Here is a 16408-nt window from a genome sequence, read left to right as displayed (position 1 = left end):
CCTAAATGATAGGGAGAACTTTCCTTGGGCAACGCTCGCAATATCGCCTTTTGGGTTGTTCTGTTTCTGCTGATCCTGGCGCTGTTCAATCTGTTCAGCGGTTCCGGCAGCACGATGCAGAGCCGTGAACGCACTTTCTCTGACTTTGTCAGCTCGGTCGAAACCGGCAAGGTCAGCACCGTCACCCTCGACGGAGAACAGGTGCGCTACACCACAACCGATGGGCAGAACTACATCACGATCAAGCCGGGCGATGCCGAAGTCACCGCGCTGCTGATTGAAAACGATATCCCGGTGCGCGCTGAGAAGCAGCAGCAGTCCGGCTTTCAGTCTTTCCTGATCACGCTTCTGCCCTTCCTGCTGCTGATCGGCGTCTGGATCTATTTCATGAACCGGATGCAGGGCGGCGGCAAAGGCGGCGCCATGGGGTTCGGCAAGTCCAAGGCCAAGATGCTGACCGAAAAGCATGGCCGTGTTACCTTTGATGATGTCGCCGGTATCGACGAAGCCAAGGAAGAGCTGGAAGAGATCGTCGAATTCCTGCGCAACCCGCAGAAGTTCTCCCGCCTTGGCGGCAAGATCCCGAAGGGCGCGCTGCTGGTCGGCCCTCCGGGCACCGGTAAGACGCTCCTGGCCCGCGCCATCGCTGGCGAGGCAGGGGTGCCCTTCTTCACCATCTCGGGTTCGGATTTCGTGGAAATGTTTGTCGGTGTGGGTGCGAGCCGCGTGCGCGACATGTTCGAGCAGGCCAAGAAGAACGCACCCTGCATCGTGTTCATCGACGAGATCGACGCGGTCGGTCGTCACCGTGGCGCCGGTTACGGCGGCGGCAACGACGAGCGCGAGCAGACGCTGAACCAGCTGCTGGTGGAAATGGACGGCTTCGAGGCAAACGAAGGCGTCATCATCCTCGCCGCGACCAACCGTAAGGACGTGCTGGACCCGGCGCTGCTGCGCCCCGGCCGCTTTGACCGCAACGTGACCGTCGGCAACCCCGACATCAAGGGTCGCGAGAAGATCCTCGGCGTGCATGCCCGCAAGACCCCGCTGGGTCCGGACGTGGATCTGCGCATCATCGCCCGCGGCACCCCCGGCTTCTCGGGCGCGGACCTGGCCAACCTCGTGAACGAGGCCGCGCTGATGGCCGCCCGTGTCGGCCGTCGCTTTGTCACCATGGAAGATTTTGAAAACGCTAAGGACAAGGTGATGATGGGGGCCGAGCGCCGCTCGATGGTGCTGACCCAGGATCAGAAGGAAAAGACCGCCTATCACGAAGCGGGCCATGCCGTAGTCGGCCTGGTGCTGCCGGAGTGTGACCCGGTCTACAAGGCGACGATCATTCCGCGCGGCGGCGCGCTTGGCATGGTGGTCAGCCTGCCGGAAATGGACCGGCTGAACTGGCACCGTGACGAGTGTCAGCAGAAGCTGGCGATGACCATGGCGGGCAAGGCGGCCGAAATCATCAAGTACGGCGAAGATCACGTCTCCAACGGTCCTGCCGGTGACATCCAGCAGGCCAGCCAGTTGGCCCGTGCCATGGTGATGCGCTGGGGCATGTCCGACAAGGTCGGCAACATCGACTATGCCGAGGCGCATGAAGGCTATTCCGGCAACACCGCGGGCTTCTCGGTCTCGGCCCATACCAAGGAGCTGATCGAGGAAGAAGTGAAACGCTTCATCCAGGAAGGCTACGAGCGCGCCTACCAGATCCTGCTGGAACATCGCGAAGAGTGGGAACGTCTCGCGCAGGGGCTTCTGGAATACGAGACACTCACCGGTGACGAGATCAAACGCGTGATGAAGGGCGAACCGCCCCAGGCGGGCGATGATGAGGATGGTGGTGAGGACGAAGGCAGCGCCTCGGTCACCGCGATCCCCAAGGCCAAGCCGAAGAAAAACCCGCCCGAGGGTGGCCTGGAGCCGGAACCGACAACCTGACCACTGGGTCATAGTCATAGATGACTGAAGCGCCCCGCATGCCATTCCGGCTTGCGGGGCGTTTTCTTTTGCGAGTGCTGCGCCGACAGGACGGCCGTGGCGGCATGGCCGCTGGTGCCTGCCGGAAAAACCTGTAGCGTGCCGGTACAGACAATTGCCGAAGCAGGGGGGTACGATGCCGGTTTTTCGTGACAGCGGGTTCAAGGGTGAAATCGCATGGCTGGGCATGGTGCCTGCGGGTGCGGGGCTGCGGGCGGTTCCGCGCGACCAGTTGGATCTTGGGTTCGGAGGTGTGGCGGGTGAGCGTCACGCGGGCGAGAACCGGGCCTCCTGCGTGCGGGTGCGTAACCTGCACCCCGAAGGTACCGAGATTCGCAATACCCGCCAACTCAGCATACTCTCGGAGGAGGAAATGGCCCTGATTGCCGCCGACATGGGGTTGGCGCAATTGCAACCTGAACACCTGGGGGCGACGCTTGTGCTGCGCGGAATCCCCGACCTGAGCCACCTGCCACCCGCCTCGCGGTTGCAGGGGCCGGACGGTGTGACCCTGACGACCGACATCGAGAACCGCCCCTGCGTGCTGCCGGGGCGGGAGATCGAAAAGGATCACGCCGGGTTTGGTCCGCGCTTCAAACGCGCGGCAGAGAACCGGCGGGGAATCACCGCCTGGGTCGAACGGCCGGGCAGGCTTGTCGTCGGGCAGGTCCTCAGCCTGTTTGTGCCGGATCAACGGGCCTGGGCCCCCTGACCACCCTTTCCTGACCGATGCCAGCCGCCGCGGGGAGGGATTATCGCGGCCGACCGATTGCGCCTACGCCGTTTCAAGGCAGGATAATGTCGGAAATCATGCGCGCTTTTTGCCGCATATTGGCTAAGTCTACGAGGAAACCGGCGTCCGCGTGCCGGCGACTGTATGCAAACTCAGCAGGAACCTTGCCATGAGCTACAAGAGTGACATCGAGATCGCCCGTGAGGCGAACAAGAAGCCGATCCAGGAGATCGGTGCAAAGATCGGCATCTCCAACGACGATCTGCTGCCCTATGGCCACGACAAGGCAAAGGTCAGCCAGTCCTTCATCAACTCGGTGCAGGACCGCGAAGATGGCAAGCTGATCCTGGTGACTGCGATCAACCCGACCCCGGCGGGCGAAGGCAAGACCACCACCACCGTGGGTCTGGGCGACGGTCTGAACCGCATCGGCAAGAACGCGATGATCTGTATCCGCGAAGCGAGCCTGGGCCCGAACTTCGGCATGAAGGGCGGCGCTGCAGGTGGCGGTTACGCCCAGGTCGTGCCGATGGAGGAGATGAACCTCCACTTCACCGGTGACTTCCACGCCATCACCTCGGCGCACTCGCTGCTGTCGGCGATGATCGACAACCACATCTACTGGGGCAACGAGCAGGAAATCGACATCCGCCGCGTCGCATGGCGCCGCGTGGTCGACATGAACGACCGCGCCCTGCGTCAGATCACCGCGTCGCTCGGTGGCGTGTCCAACGGCTTCCCGCGCGAAACCGGTTTTGACATCACCGTGGCCTCCGAAGTCATGGCGATCCTGTGCCTCGCGACCGACCTCAAGGACCTGGAAAAGCGCCTCGGCGACATCATCGTGGCCTACCGCCGCGACAAGACCCCGGTCTACTGCCGCGACATCAAGGCCGAAGGTGCGATGACCGTGCTGCTGAAGGACGCGATGCAGCCGAACCTGGTGCAGACGCTGGAAAACAACCCGGCCTTCGTGCACGGTGGCCCGTTTGCCAACATCGCACACGGCTGCAACTCGGTGATCGCCACCAAGACCGCGCTGAAAGTTGCCGACTACGTGGTGACCGAAGCGGGCTTCGGTGCCGACCTCGGTGCCGAGAAGTTCATGAACATCAAGTGCCGCAAGGCGGGCATCGCGCCGTCCGCGGTTGTGCTGGTTGCCACCGTGCGCGCGATGAAGATGAACGGCGGCGTTGCCAAGGCAGACCTCGGTGCAGAGAACGTCGAGGCCGTGAACTCCGGTTGCGCCAACCTCGGCCGCCACATCGAGAACGTCAAATCCTTCGGTGTGCCGGTGGTGGTCGCGATCAACCACTTCGTCACCGACACCGATGCCGAAGTGCAGGCGGTGAAGGATTACTGCGCCTCTCACGGCGTCGAAGCGGTGCTGTCGCGCCACTGGGAACTGGGCTCTGAAGGCTCTGCCGAACTGGCGGAGAAAGTGGTTGCCCTGGCCGACTCCGGTACTGCGAACTTCTCGCCGATCTACCCGGACGACATGCCGCTGTTCGAGAAGATCGAAACCATCGCCAAGCGCATCTACCGCGCCGACGAGGTGCTGGCGGACAACAAGATCCGCAACCAGCTGCGCGAGTGGGAAGACGCGGGCTACGGCCACCTGCCGGTCTGCATGGCCAAGACCCAGTACTCCTTCTCGACTGATCCGAGCTTGCGCGGCGCGCCGGTCGGACACTCGGTTCCGGTGCGTGAAGTGCGCCTGTCCGCCGGTGCCGGCTTCATCGTGGTGGTCTGCGGCGAGATCATGACCATGCCGGGCCTGCCGCGCACGCCTGCGGCGGAAAGCATCCGCCTGAATGCGGAAGGTCAGATCGAAGGCTTGTTCTAAGCCCGAAATTGCGACATTCAGCGGCTCGGGGAAATCCGGGCCGCTGGAGTTTTGAGAGATGACCGAACCGACACCACCCGCAGACTGCGCCTCGATGGAAGACCTGAGGGCGCAGATTGACCTTCTGGACCGGAAGCTGGTGGCGTTGCTGGCGCAGCGGGCGGGCTATATCGACCGGGCGATTGCGCTGAAGCAGGAAAACGGCTGGCCCGCGCGCATCCCGGCCCGGGTCGAAGATGTGATCGCCAAGGTCCGGGCCGCGGCAGAGGACGAGGCGCTGGACCCTGCCTTGGTCGAAGCCTTGTGGCGGCAGTTGGTGGAATGGTCGATCGCCCGCGAAGCGCGGGTGATCCGGGAGGAGTAGGCAGGTTGGCGCCTGCGGCTGAAAGGAAGAAATCAAATGACTGCAACGTTGATTGACGGCAAGGCCTTTGCGGCCAAGGTGCGTGGCCAGGTGGCCGAGCATGTGGCGCGGCTGAAACAGGACCACGGGATCACTCCCGGTCTGGCGGTGGTGCTGGTGGGTGAGGACCCGGCGAGCCAGGTCTATGTCCGCTCCAAGGGCAAGCAGACCGTCGAGGTCGGCATGAACTCTTTCGAGCACAAGCTGGAGGCGGATACCTCCGAGGCTGACCTGCTGGCGCTGATCGATCAGCTGAACAATGATCCCGCCGTGCATGGCATCCTGGTGCAGCTGCCGCTGCCCAAGCACCTGGACGAGGATCTGGTGATCAACTCGATTGCGCCGGAAAAGGACGTGGACGGTTTCCACATTTCCAACGTTGGCCTTCTGGGCACCGGGCAGAAGAGCATGGTGCCCTGCACCCCGCTGGGCTGCCTGATGATGCTGCGCGACCACCATGGCTCGCTGTCGGGCATGGACGCGGTTGTGATCGGCCGCTCCAACATCGTGGGCAAGCCGATGGCGCAGCTGCTGCTGGGTGACAGCTGCACTGTGACCATCGCGCATTCGCGCACCAAGGATCTTCCGGATGTGGTGCGCCGCGCCGACATCGTGGTGGCCGCGGTGGGCCGCCCGGAAATGGTGCCGGGCGACTGGATCAAGGAAGGCGCCACCGTTATCGACGTCGGCATCAACCGCATCGAACGTGACGGCAAGAACGTGCTGGTTGGCGATGTGGATTTTGCCTCGGCAGCCGAGCGCGCAGGCGCCATCACCCCGGTGCCGGGCGGCGTCGGCCCGATGACCATTGCCTGCCTGCTGGCCAATACCGTCACCGCCTGCTGCCGCGCCAACAACCTGGCGGAGCCGGAAGGGCTGACTGCCTGACGTCGCAGAACAGAGTTGTCTGACATTAATGCTCCCGCCGGACCGCCTCCGGCGGGAGTATTTTTTGAAAGATGAAAGTCCGGCGGCGTCAGGCCGCCACGGGCACCATCGTGCCCTGCAAGAGGGCGATCAGCTTTTCTTCGCCTTTGGTGCGGGCATGGACCTCTGCGGTGACGATGACCAGGCGGCGACCGGGTTTGATGACGCGGCCGGTCGCGCGCAGCATGTCTCCGGCGCCGGGGGCCAGAAGGTTGATCTTCATCTCCGCGGTCATCACCTCGTGATCTTCCGGCATGATCGTGAGTGCCGCATAGCCCGCCGCAGTGTCGCCGATGGCAAAGCTGAGGGCGGCATGGGCGACATCGTGCTGCTGGCGGCTGCCGGGCAGGATCGGGGCGGTGATGACGACTTCGCCGGTCGAAACGCTGGCAATCTCTGCGCCCAGGGTCTGCATCATGCTCTGCCTGGCAAAGCTGCTGCGGATTCGGTCTTCCATTGCGGGGTCCTTCTGCTGCTGTGACCGCAGCATAGAGGACCGGTGGTGGTGCGCAGGAAGTGACGCTGCGGCAGTCAGCGCGGCATCGGCACCGGCAGCGCCGTCGGGCCGGTCAGGATGGCCAGCGCGTCCGGTGCCATCAGCGCGGTCAGCGCGGGGGCGCTGCTGCGAAGGCCGCCGGTGTAGGTGCCGAAGGCGGGCAGGATCAGGCGGGAGCGGTCGAGCAGGAAGCAGGGGCGCGCGGCGCTGCGCAGCCGTGCCTTGGGGTGGTAGTGGCCGGAGACCTCGGCCCTGGCGGCAGGGGCGGCGATGTGGCGGAAGGTCAGCGGGCCGCAGGCAAGCTCGGCCAGGGTTTCGCCGCCGAAAGCCACCCGGGCCGGGTCGTGGTTGCCCTCGATCCAGATCCAGCGGCGGCGGCCCATGAGGCTGCGCAGCTGGTCCAGCTCCGCCGCAGGCAGGGTGCGGGCCGCGGCATCATCGTCAAAGCTGTCGCCGAGGCAGACCACGGTTGCCGGATCCAGCGCGGTCACCAGCGTTTCCAGCCGTCGCAGCGTGTCGCGTCCCTCGTAGGGGGGCAGGGGGCTGCCGCCGCGCCGGGCGTGGCGTTCGGACTTTCCCAAGTGCAGGTCGGAGACGCAGAGCAGACGGTGATCCGCCCACCAGAGCGCGCCGCTGGCCAGGGCTGTGAGGCGGGCGGCTGCGAGGGTGAAATCATATCCGGTCATAGGCTGGTCTTATCGCGCGCCGCGCCACAGGCAAGGGTCATTGCGGCAGCCGGTCCAGTCCGGATTGCCGCATCAGCGCTGCGGCCTCCTGCTGCAGCAGCTTTTCCTGCGCTGCGCCTTTGACCGGGACCTTGCCCATCTCCAGCAGCAGCGGCGCTGCCAGGGGCGAGATCCGCTGCAGCCGCCGCAGCGTGATCCGCCCGTTGATCCTGTCCAGCATCTCCTCGATCCGGCCAAAATCGACCAGCCCGCGCAGGGCTTCCTCGCGGGTGATGTCCAGCAGCAGGTGATCGGGGTCGTACCTGCGCAGCGTGTCATAGAGGATGTCGGAGGAGAAGGTCGCCTGCCGCCCGTTCTTGCGCGCGCCCGGGGTGTTGCGTTCAATGAGGCCCGCGATGGTGGCGGCACCGCGAAACGCGCGTTTCATCACCGCGTTGCCGGCCAGCCAGCCTTCCAGCCCGTCACGCAGGGCGCGCGGTTCGAACAGCGGTGCGGGATCAGTGACCTCCTGCAGCCCCCAGATCAGGGTGGCGTAATCGGTGGCGACAAAGCCCAAGGGGTCGAGGCCCAGCTCCTCCATCCGCTTGGTGAGCAGCAGGCCGAGCGTCTGCTGCGCGTTGCGCCCGGCGAAGCCGTAGATGCAGAGGTGCGCGCGGCCTTGGTGCGGGAAGCTTTCGATCAGCAGCGATCCGGCGCGGGGAAGTTCGGAGACCTCGCGCTGCAGGGCCAGCCATTCGGCGGTATGGCGGGGCAGGCCGGGCCAGCTGTCCTGGCGGAACATCTCCAGAATACGGTGGCTGAGCTGGGTGGAGGTGGCGAACTTGGTGCCGGAGAACACCGCGATCTTGGGCTTTTTGCTGGCGTTGCGGGTGACCTCCACCGTCATCTCGCGCAAGGATTCGTAGCGCACGGTCTGGCCGCCGATCAGGAAGGTGTCGCCGGGGGTGAGGGTGGCAGCGAAGGCTTCCTCCACCTCGCCCAGCGGCTTGCCGCCGCGGCTGCGTTTCAGGCGCACCTTGATCAGGTCGGCGTCCTGAATGGTGCCGAGGTTCATTCGGATGCGGGCGGCGGCGCGCGGGTCGCGCAGCTGCCAGCGCCCGTCCGTGCGCTGCTGCAGCCGCTGCCAGCGGTCATAGGCGCGCAGCGCATAGCCGCCGGTGGCGCAGAACCCGAGGCAGGCATCGAATTCGGCGCGGGACAGTGCCGCGTAAGCGCCCGCGCTGGTGACTTCGCCGAAGAGCGCATCGGCATCGAAAGGGCCGCCGCAGGCGGTGATCAGGATATGCTGACACAGCACGTCCCGCGGGCCGGGACCGCGTGGGCTGCCGTCCAAATCGTTGTCGCGCACGGCCTCCAGCGCGGCGCGGCATTCGACCACCTCGAAGCGGTTGGCGGGCACCAACAGCGCCTTGGAGGGGGCGTTGTAGCGGTGGTTGGCGCGGCCAATGCGCTGCACCAGCCGTTTCACGTTCTTGGGCGCGCCAACCTGGATGACTAGGTCCACGTCGCCCCAGTCGATGCCGAGGTCGAGCGAGCCGGTGCAGACCACGGCGCGCAGCTCTCCGCGGACCATTGCCGCTTCGACCCGCTCGCGTTGGGTGCGGTCAAGCGAGCCGTGGTGGATGCCGATCGGCAGCGCGTCGTCATTGGCGAGCCAGAGGTTGCGAAAGAAGATCTCGGCCTGGGCGCGGGTGTTGTGGAAGATCAGCGTGGTCCGGTGCGCCTTGATCTGCTGCATCACCGCCGGGATGGCATATGCTGCGCCGCCGCCGGCCCAGGGCGGGGCTTCCTCCGTTTCCAGCATGCGGATGTCGGGGGCGGGGCCGGGGTCGGCGAGCAGGATTTCGCAAGGCTTCGGGTGGTTGGCGAGGTATTGTGCTATGGCCTGCGGATCGTCCACGGTGGCCGAAAGCCCCACCCGGCGGAGGTTCGGGCACAGCGTCTGCAGCCGGGCCAGTGCCAGCATCAGCTGATCGCCCCGCTTGCTTTCGGCAAGGGCGTGAATTTCGTCCACCACCACCCGTTGCAACCCGCGGAAGGTGTGCTCGGCATCTGGGTAGGAAATCAGCAGTGCCAGGCTTTCGGGGGTGGTCAGCAGGATATGCGGCGGATCGGCCCGCTGACGGCGCCTGCGGGAGGCGGGCGTGTCACCGGTGCGGTCGTCAATGCGGATGGGCAGGCCAATTTCCTCGACCGGGGTGCGCAGGTTGCGCTTGATGTCGGCTGCCAAGGCCTTCAGCGGCGAAATGTAGAGCGTGTGCAGCCCCTCGTGACGGCCATCGGCGAGTTCGGCCAGCGTGGGCAGGAAGCCGGCCATGGTCTTGCCGCCGCCGGTCGGTGCGATCAGCAGGGTGCAAGGCTGGTCCGCGCGCTCCAGCATGGCCTGCTGGTGCGGGTGGATGGACCAGCCTTTGGCGGCAAACCAGTCATGAAGGGCGGGCGGCAGATCGAACATCCACCAGATGTAGGCACTGCCGCAGGGCTTTGCTAAAGGGTTTCGCCCAAAGTCATGAAAAAATGTCGCGCGACGGTCATTTCACGATGGTTTCGTCCTTCACGAACATGTTGGCCCAGGCCCGGTCGATCAGATCCGGCGTCATCTGGTAGGGGATGCCCTCGAAATCGCAGATCGCGATCATCTGGTCGATCAGGAACACCGGCTGGTAGTTGGAGTAGATGTTGTTGATCTCGGGGTATCTCTGTTTCAGCAGGTGCACCAGCGAGGCTTCATCCAGCGGCATCCCCTTCTTGCGGGCGACCATGGCAAAGATCTTGAGAAAGTTTTCCTGGTTCGGCCCGTCGATCTTGATCTTGAAGAAGATCCGCCGCAGCGCCGCCTGGTCGAAAATCTCATTCGGGTGGAAGTTGGTGGAAAAGATCACCAGCGTGTCAAACGGCACCTCGAATTTTTCGCCCGATTGCAGCGCCAGGATGTCCTTGCTTTCCTCCAGCGGCACGATCCAGCGGTTGACCAGCGCCTGCGGCGGCTCTGCCTGGCGGCCGAGGTCGTCGACGATGAAGATGCCGCCAGTGGATTTCAGCTGCAGCGGCGCCTGATAGGTGCGCGCGGTGGGGTTGTAGACCAGGTCCAGCATCTCGAGCGACAGTTCACCCCCGGTGATCACGGTTGGGCGCTGGCACAGCACGTAGCGTTCATCAAAGCGGCGGCGGCGGCGCAGGGAATTGGGGTCTTCGGGCTCCTGCGCCACTTCGGTGTGCACGATGGGGTCATAGACGGTGATGACCTGGCCTGCATATTCGATGGCGCGCGGCACATAGATGTTGTCCCCCAGCGCGTCGCGGATACCGTTGGAGATCGAGGATTTCCCGTTGCCCGGCGGGCCGTACATCAGGATCGAACGCCCGGCGCTGACCGCGGGGCCGAGGTGATCCAGCAGGCTGTCGGGCAGCACCAGGTGTCCCATGGCGCTGGTCAGCTGCTGGCGGGTGACCTGGATGTTGCGGATCGACTGGCGCTTGACCTGTTCGCTGTAGACCGCCAGCGGCACCGGCATGGCGCCGAAATACTCGGACTGGCTGAGCGCATCCAATGCGCGCGCCTTGCCCGCATCGGTCAGCTGATAGCCCATCTCGTTGCCGCTGTTGGCGTTCAGCGTGCCGGTGGCCTCCAGCAGCTTCTGTTCGCGGGCGATGTCGACCAGCTCCTGGGTGACGGAGGCGGGCAGGCAGATGGCGGCGGCGATCTCGGAGACGGTTTCGACGTTCTTGCGGAAGATGGTCTTCAGCAGGATATCCCGCATCATCACCAGCGGCAGCTGCATCTGTTCCAGCCCCTTGGGTGGGGGCGGCGCGGTGACGGTGACGTTTTGCATGTTCATGGGCGTTGCCTTGTCGCTGCTACCGGGTCGGACCCCGCAAACGGAAACGGGGTTGGCAACAGGTTAGTCAGGACTGTGGCAACAGCGGGGCGGCGCTGTAGCATTTCCGCGAAAGCGGCAGCGTCAGCGCCCGTAGAATGCCGCGAGGATCAGGTACAGTGCCAGCGTCGCACCGAGGCACAGGCCCATGGGGAAGCTTTTGCCGGTCTCCCAGCTTTGCCAATGCGGTGCCAGCTGGCGCAGCCGCGTGTGTTTCGCGATCCGGTGGGCGGCAAAGCCCGCCAGCAGCACCGCCGCGAAGATGACCAGCAACAGTCGCAGGTCGCCGATGGCAAAGAAGGGGGCCGCCGCGCCGGCAAATTTGGCGTCTCCGGCGCCCACGGCACCTGCGGCGTAGAACAGGAACCCCAGCGCGATTCCGACCGGCAGATGCAACAGTTGCCAGCCATAGCTGACCCAAGTGGGCATCAACATCGCGCCGCCGAGGATGAAGATCACGCCGAGGCTGTCCACCGCCCAGTTGGGGATGCGCATGCCACGCAGGTCGGTCAGCGCCACCGCGTAACACAGTGGCAAGATGAAGGGCAAAAACCACATCGCGGCATGGGCCGGGAACTGCATGAATCAGCCGCCTTCCAATGCGGCCAGAGACCGGGCGGCTTCCTCGAAATGCTGCGGGTGGGTGTCGATGGCTTCGCGCAGCAGGTTCTCACCGGTGGTGACATCCCCCTGTTTGACAGCCGACAGTGCCAAGGTGTGCAGCAGCAGCGCCCGTTCGGTCTGATCCATCGGAATCACCGGCAGGGTGTAATTGCGCTGCGCGCCGCGGGCCAGAACAAGGTTGTTCTTGGCGGTGAACAGGCTCTGGTCCTGGCGGATCGCTTCGCCGAACAGCCGCTCGGCATCGGCAAAATCGCCGCGGGTCAGTTTGGAGTAGCCCCAGTTGTTCATCACCTTCGCAGGTGTCGTGGTCAGCCCGGTCGCGATCTCGTAGAAACTGTCGGCGCGCTTCCAGTCCCGTGCCGCGTCGGCCACCATCGCCTCGAGCCGGTAGCGCTCGTAGGTTTCATGCGTCGGCGGCACGGCGTCCAGTTGCGCCTTGGCGCCGTCCCAGTCGCCGCTGCGCACCAGGGCGCCCGCCAGCTGCACGCGATCCTCGCTGGTGGCACCTGCCATCGCGACGACCTTCTTCCAGGCGGCGGCGCCTTCGGTCGTGCGCTTGGCCCGGATCAGCGAATGGGCCAAGCCACGGTGCAGATCGATGCGATCCGGATTGTCCTTGAGCGCGCGCTGGAAGTAGGTGACCGCCTCATTGGGATCGGCGACGGTCAGCATCACGTCGTTGAGGTTGCTTTCATCGATGACATTGACGTCCTGAAAGGCCCGCTCGACGGTTTCATCCGCCTTGTCCGCGCAGGCCGACAAGACCAGCGCCCCGGCCAGGGTCGCGGAGAGAATAAGCTGCTGGCGCATTTGTGCGTCCTTTTACTGCTCTGCCTCGGTCATGGTGTCTGACGAATCAGGTAGCTGCCGCCACCCTGTCGCACCAATTTGTAATCTTGATTTTGCGGCTCAGTATGCGCGGGTTTTTCCATCTTTGCGAGGGCCAGCCGCAAATTATCGCGGATTGCGTCACTTTCGCCATTGTCCTGCGCGTAGGCCCGCTGGAACACCCGCACCGCTTCGGCGGTCTTGCCGCGCTCCATCAGTACCACGCCGAGGTTGTTCATCGGCTCTGGCCACGTGGGATCCGCCTCGACCGCTTGACGCAACAGTTGCTCTGCCTGGCCCAGTTGACGCAGGCCCAGTTTTGCACTGCCCATGCCGGACAGGATCTCTGCGGTGAGCCCATGGTCGAGGGCGGCCCGGGTGTATGCCTCCAACGCCAGCTCGTACTCGCTGGCGGCCATCAATCGGTGGCCGACCACCAGTCCGTCCTCGGCCTCGGCCCGCAGATCGGTGCCGGGGGCCCAGGGGCTGCCGCGGTCCTGTTTCAGACCGCCCGGCGCGCAGGCCGCGGCGACCGCGGTCGCGCAGGCTGCGGCGATGGCACGGTATCGGTGGACAGGGAGCGCCCGTCCAAATCGTTTCATATTGTCAGTTGCCTGCGTTACCCATGTTCATGATGCCCTGTACCGACGGGCCGACCAGGATGATCAGCAGCGGCGGCACGGTCAGCCCCATTGTGGCAAGGGTCATCTTCACGGGCAACTTGTTTGCGGCCTCTTCGGCGCGCATCACGCGTTTGTCGCGCATCTCGCCTGCATAAACCCGCAGGGCATCGGCGATCGAGGTGCCAAAGCTGGCCGACTGGATCATCACGGTCACGAAGGAGGACACATCCTGCACCCCGCAGCGGGTGCCCATGTCGCGCAGCACTTTGTCCTTTTCCTTGCCCGCCTTCATTTCGTGGGCGACGACCTCGAATTCCTCGGCAAGGTCGGGGTAGGAGGCATGCAGCTCCTTGGCGACGCGGACGATGGCCTGGTCCAGCGACTGGCCGGCCTCGACGCAGACCAGCATCATGTCGAGCGCATCGGGAAAGCCTTCGGTGATCTTCTGCTTGCGCTCTTCGATGCGGCGGGTGATCCAGTATTTCGGCAGCATGTAGCCCACCGCGCCGGGGCCGATGATGCGGATCGCCATCTGCTGGCTGTCGTAATCGATGTCGGCCTTCAGCACGTAGACAAAGAACAGCCCGGCCGCGAGCCCCAGCAGCCCGAGGGCAAACTGGGCAAAATGGAAGATCCGCACCGAATCCTTGGAGTGATAGCCCGCCTGACGCAGCTTCAGCTCCATCGCTGACAGCTCGTCCGCGTTTTGCGGCTCGAGGAAAGAGGCGAATTTCTGAAGCTGTTCGTTGCGGTCAGCCTGCCGCAGCCGCTCCTTCTGCGGTTTGGCGCGGGTTTCTGGCGCGATGTTCTTTTGCAGCTTCTTGAGCGGGTCTTCGGGTTGGTTCAACAGCAGCGGCACTGCCAGCAGAATCATGAACAACCCGGCAATGCCGAGGGCGAGCAGCGGACCGAGCTCGCCGAAATTGGCGGTCAGGTAGTCATTGATGCCGGACAGAAATTCCATGCTCGCCTCCTCAGACCTTGATGTTGGTCAGCATGCGCATGACAAAAAGATTGGCGGTCAGCATCAGCCCCACCGCGAAGCAGGCCGGAATGAACCAGGGGTGATCCAGCACGCTGTCGTAGTAACCGGGATCCTTGACCAGGATCGCAATCAGGCAGAACAACGGAAAGCCTGACAGGAACTTGCCCGACCACTGTGCCTCGGCCGTAATCGCCTTGACGCGGCGGAACAGTCGAAAGCGGGCGCGGATCACCTTGGCCAGCCCTGCCAGGACCTCGGCCAGGTTGCCGCCCGACTGCTGCTGGATGGTCACCGCGACGGCGAGGAAGCGCATGTCCTGCATGTCCAGTCGCTCGGCCATTTCCTTCAGCGCCTCGCCGACGTCGCGGCCATAGGCGCATTCGTCGGCGATGATGCCGAATTCGGTCGCCAGCGGGTCTTCGACCTCATTGGCGACGATCTGCACCGCGGAGGAAAACGGATGGCCGACGCGCAAGGACCGCACCATCAGCTCCACCGCGTCGGGCAGCTGCTCTTCGATCAGCGCCATGCGCTTGGCAGCCTTCTTGTTGACCCAGAAGAAGACCGCGCCAACGCCGATGATGATCGATCCCAGAACACGGACGGGCAGGGGGGCGGAGGTGGCAATGGTCAAGCCAAGGAAGGCCACGGCCGCCAGCCCGGCCATGATCATGATCAACTGCTTGGGCGAAAAGGCAATTGCAGCCTTCTGTGCCCGTTCGGAGAGCAACGAGTAGAGCGGGATCGACTGCGACTTGGCGTGCTGCCCGAGTTCCTTGCGGAGCTGCTCCAGGACTTTTTCGCGGTTGCCGCCTTTTTCCAGCATCTCCAGGCGGCGCGTGACCTTGCTGTTAAGGCTGATCGACTTGCCGAAGGTGAACAGATACAGCCCTTCCACCAGCGCCAGCACGCCAAAGAAGATCAATCCGTAAATCAGTGGTTCCGCACTCAGTTGCATCAGCGCGTCTCCATCACCGTGGGTTCATAGATCGAGGGCGGCAGGTCATAGCCCCAGAGGCGGAAGCGTTCGGAATAATGGCTGCGCACGCCGGTGGCGGTGAAATGGCCGATGATCTTGTTGTCGGGGGTGAGGCCGACGCGCTGGAAGCGGAAGATCTCCTGCATCGAGATGACGTCGCCCTCCATCCCCGTGATCTCGGTGATCGAGGTCATCCGGCGCGAGCCGTCCTGCAGGCGGGAGGCCTGCACGATGAGGTTCACAGCACTTGCGATCTGGCTGCGCACCGCCTTGATCGGCATCTCGATTCCGGCCATCGCGATCATGTTCTCAAGCCGCGAGATACCGTCGCGGGCGGAGTTCGCGTGGATCGTCGTCATCGAGCCGTCGTGGCCGGTGTTCATGGCCTGCAGCATGTCGATCACTTCCTCGCCGCGGGTCTCGCCCACGATGATGCGGTCGGGCCGCATCCGAAGCGCGTTCTTCAGGCAGTCGCGCGGCGACACCTCGCCCTTGCCTTCGACGTTGGGCGGGCGGCTTTCCATCCGGCCCACGTGGGTCTGCTGGAGTTGCAGTTCGGCGGTGTCCTCGATGGTGAGGATCCGTTCGGAGTTGTCGATGAAGGATGACAGCGCATTGAGCGTCGTGGTCTTGCCCGAACCGGTACCGCCCGAGACGATGATGTTGAGGCGCGTGGAGACGGCGGCTTGCAGATATGCAGCCATTTCTTCTGTGAAGGCGCCGAATTTTACCAGATCGTCGATGCCGAGCTTGTCTTTTTTGAACTTCCGGATCGAAACCAGTGAGCCGTCCACCGCAATGGGGGGGACCATAGCGTTGAAGCGCGAACCATCTGCCAGGCGGGCGTCGACATAGGGGTTGGATTCATCGACGCGGCGACCCACGGCGGACACGATCTTGTCGATGATCCGCATCAGGTGCTTTTCATCCTTGAACGTGATGTCGCTGAGTTCCAGCTTGCCGCCGCGTTCTACAAAGATCTGTTGCGGCCCGTTCACCAGGATGTCGCTGACGCTATCGTCCTGCAGCAGTGCTTCCAGGGGACCAAGGCCTGTGACCTCGTCGTAGAGTTCCTTATTCAGCTGTTGGCGGTCTTCCCGGTTCAGAACGATGCTTTTTTCTGCCAGGATCTCGGTGGCAATACTTGCAATTTCCGCACGTAGCTCGGCCTCACCAGCCCGTTCCAACGCCGCCAGGTTGAGGTTTTCCAACAATTCCCGGTGCAGCTGGATCTTGATCTCGCTCAGGCGTTCCTTGCGCTTGCGCTCCTTGTCCATCGTCGGCGCTTCGGCGGCCTTGCGCGGAGCTGGGCGGCGCAGGCTGATCGCGGGTTTGTCCGCCGCCGCTGCTGCTGTCGCGACAGGCTCGATTGGCATTGGTGCAGGTTTCGCGGCTTGCTTCTTGTACTTTGAAAACATCTACT

15 protein-coding genes are annotated in these 16408 nt (G+C 64.1%); 5 read left to right on the top strand and 10 right to left on the bottom strand.

Annotation, left to right across the window (positions count from 1 at the left end; translation table 11 throughout):
• Window positions 1-24 precede the first annotated feature (24 nt).
• The 5 genes from ftsH to folD all read left to right on the top strand — a co-directional run bounded on the left by ftsH (window position 25) and on the right by folD (window position 5847).
• Window positions 25-1938 (top strand): ATP-dependent zinc metalloprotease FtsH, encoded by a 1914-nt coding sequence (gene ftsH, locus ACZ52D_RS03825; RefSeq protein WP_369925991.1) that lies wholly within the window; start codon window positions 25-27, stop codon window positions 1936-1938.
• Between the two features lie 175 nt (window positions 1939-2113).
• Entirely contained in the window at window positions 2114-2689 is a 576-nt protein-coding gene (locus tag ACZ52D_RS03820; RefSeq protein ID WP_464442590.1) for an MOSC domain-containing protein, read from the top strand.
• A gap of 190 nt (window positions 2690-2879) precedes the next feature.
• Window positions 2880-4556 (top strand): formate--tetrahydrofolate ligase, encoded by a 1677-nt coding sequence (locus tag ACZ52D_RS03815; RefSeq protein ID WP_222455340.1) that lies wholly within the window; start codon window positions 2880-2882, stop codon window positions 4554-4556.
• A gap of 58 nt (window positions 4557-4614) precedes the next feature.
• Complete coding sequence (locus tag ACZ52D_RS03810) at window positions 4615-4920, top strand: chorismate mutase (RefSeq protein WP_222455339.1); 306 nt, start codon at window positions 4615-4617, stop codon at window positions 4918-4920.
• 36 nt (window positions 4921-4956) lie between these two features.
• Window positions 4957-5847 (top strand): bifunctional methylenetetrahydrofolate dehydrogenase/methenyltetrahydrofolate cyclohydrolase FolD, encoded by an 891-nt coding sequence (folD, locus tag ACZ52D_RS03805; protein WP_222455338.1) that lies wholly within the window; start codon window positions 4957-4959, stop codon window positions 5845-5847.
• A gap of 88 nt (window positions 5848-5935) precedes the next feature.
• On the opposite strand, the gene ACZ52D_RS03800 is transcribed toward folD, so the two are convergent.
• From ACZ52D_RS03800 to ACZ52D_RS03755, 10 genes are all read right to left on the bottom strand, one after another.
• Window positions 5936-6343, bottom strand: a complete 408-nt coding sequence (locus ACZ52D_RS03800; RefSeq protein ID WP_464442589.1) for a PaaI family thioesterase — start codon at window positions 6341-6343, stop codon at window positions 5936-5938.
• Between the two features lie 74 nt (window positions 6344-6417).
• Window positions 6418-7068 (bottom strand): ligase-associated DNA damage response endonuclease PdeM, encoded by a 651-nt coding sequence (gene pdeM / locus ACZ52D_RS03795; protein ID WP_464442588.1) that lies wholly within the window; start codon window positions 7066-7068, stop codon window positions 6418-6420.
• Window positions 7069-7105: 37 nt separating this feature from the next.
• A complete protein-coding gene (locus ACZ52D_RS03790) occupies window positions 7106-9523 on the bottom strand; it encodes a ligase-associated DNA damage response DEXH box helicase (protein ID WP_464442587.1) in 2418 nt (805 codons plus the stop codon).
• 76 nt (window positions 9524-9599) lie between these two features.
• On the bottom strand, window positions 9600-10907 hold the full coding sequence (locus ACZ52D_RS03785; protein WP_222455334.1) for a hypothetical protein: 1308 nt from the start codon (window positions 10905-10907) through the stop codon (window positions 9600-9602).
• A gap of 123 nt (window positions 10908-11030) precedes the next feature.
• Window positions 11031-11528, bottom strand: a complete 498-nt coding sequence (locus ACZ52D_RS03780; protein ID WP_369926002.1) for a prepilin peptidase — start codon at window positions 11526-11528, stop codon at window positions 11031-11033.
• A gap of 3 nt (window positions 11529-11531) precedes the next feature.
• Window positions 11532-12380: a tetratricopeptide repeat protein gene (locus tag ACZ52D_RS03775; RefSeq protein ID WP_222455332.1), complete on the bottom strand. Its 849-nt coding sequence runs from the start codon at window positions 12378-12380 to the stop codon at window positions 11532-11534.
• A 29-nt stretch (window positions 12381-12409) separates the two neighbouring features.
• Window positions 12410-13000, bottom strand: a complete 591-nt coding sequence (locus ACZ52D_RS03770) for a tetratricopeptide repeat protein (protein ID WP_464442586.1) — start codon at window positions 12998-13000, stop codon at window positions 12410-12412.
• A gap of 4 nt (window positions 13001-13004) precedes the next feature.
• The gene (locus ACZ52D_RS03765; RefSeq protein ID WP_222455330.1) at window positions 13005-13985 is read right to left on the bottom strand and encodes a type II secretion system F family protein; all 981 of its coding nucleotides are present in this window, start codon (window positions 13983-13985) and stop codon (window positions 13005-13007) included.
• A 10-nt stretch (window positions 13986-13995) separates the two neighbouring features.
• Window positions 13996-14964 carry a type II secretion system F family protein gene (locus tag ACZ52D_RS03760; RefSeq protein WP_222455329.1) on the bottom strand — a complete coding sequence of 323 codons (969 nt, stop codon included), beginning with the start codon at window positions 14962-14964 and terminating at the stop codon, window positions 13996-13998.
• Window positions 14964-16403, bottom strand: a complete 1440-nt coding sequence (locus tag ACZ52D_RS03755) for a CpaF family protein (RefSeq protein ID WP_369926006.1) — start codon at window positions 16401-16403, stop codon at window positions 14964-14966. Before ACZ52D_RS03755 ends, ACZ52D_RS03760 begins: the two co-directional genes overlap by 1 nt.
• Between the last annotated feature and the right edge of the window lie 5 nt (window positions 16404-16408).

It is taken from the genome of Leisingera sp. S2M4 (assembly GCF_055398055.1).
Note: the sequence above shows the minus strand (reverse complement) of the source record. Positions and strands in the feature narration are given on the sequence as shown.

What these genes read in the sequence shown, in the direction of transcription:
- ACZ52D_RS03820 (WP_464442590.1), top strand. Translation starts at nt 2,114, where the DNA reads ATGCCGGTTTTTCGTGACAGCGGGTTCAAGGGTGAAATCGCATGGCTG.
- ACZ52D_RS03780 (WP_369926002.1), bottom strand. Translation starts at nt 11,528, where the DNA reads ATGCAGTTCCCGGCCCATGCCGCGATGTGGTTTTTGCCCTTCATCTTG.
- ACZ52D_RS03755 (WP_369926006.1), bottom strand. Translation starts at nt 16,403, where the DNA reads ATGTTTTCAAAGTACAAGAAGCAAGCCGCGAAACCTGCACCAATGCCA.
- ACZ52D_RS03800 (WP_464442589.1), bottom strand. Translation starts at nt 6,343, where the DNA reads ATGGAAGACCGAATCCGCAGCAGCTTTGCCAGGCAGAGCATGATGCAG.
- ACZ52D_RS03765 (WP_222455330.1), bottom strand. Translation starts at nt 13,985, where the DNA reads ATGGAATTTCTGTCCGGCATCAATGACTACCTGACCGCCAATTTCGGC.
- ACZ52D_RS03775 (WP_222455332.1), bottom strand. Translation starts at nt 12,380, where the DNA reads ATGCGCCAGCAGCTTATTCTCTCCGCGACCCTGGCCGGGGCGCTGGTC.
- ACZ52D_RS03785 (WP_222455334.1), bottom strand. Translation starts at nt 10,907, where the DNA reads ATGAACATGCAAAACGTCACCGTCACCGCGCCGCCCCCACCCAAGGGG.
- ACZ52D_RS03810 (WP_222455339.1), top strand. Translation starts at nt 4,615, where the DNA reads ATGACCGAACCGACACCACCCGCAGACTGCGCCTCGATGGAAGACCTG.
- ACZ52D_RS03760 (WP_222455329.1), bottom strand. Translation starts at nt 14,964, where the DNA reads ATGCAACTGAGTGCGGAACCACTGATTTACGGATTGATCTTCTTTGGC.
- ACZ52D_RS03770 (WP_464442586.1), bottom strand. Translation starts at nt 13,000, where the DNA reads ATGAAACGATTTGGACGGGCGCTCCCTGTCCACCGATACCGTGCCATC.
- pdeM (WP_464442588.1), bottom strand. Translation starts at nt 7,068, where the DNA reads ATGACCGGATATGATTTCACCCTCGCAGCCGCCCGCCTCACAGCCCTG.
- ACZ52D_RS03790 (WP_464442587.1), bottom strand. Translation starts at nt 9,523, where the DNA reads ATGTTCGATCTGCCGCCCGCCCTTCATGACTGGTTTGCCGCCAAAGGC.
- folD (WP_222455338.1), top strand. Translation starts at nt 4,957, where the DNA reads ATGACTGCAACGTTGATTGACGGCAAGGCCTTTGCGGCCAAGGTGCGT.
- ACZ52D_RS03815 (WP_222455340.1), top strand. Translation starts at nt 2,880, where the DNA reads ATGAGCTACAAGAGTGACATCGAGATCGCCCGTGAGGCGAACAAGAAG.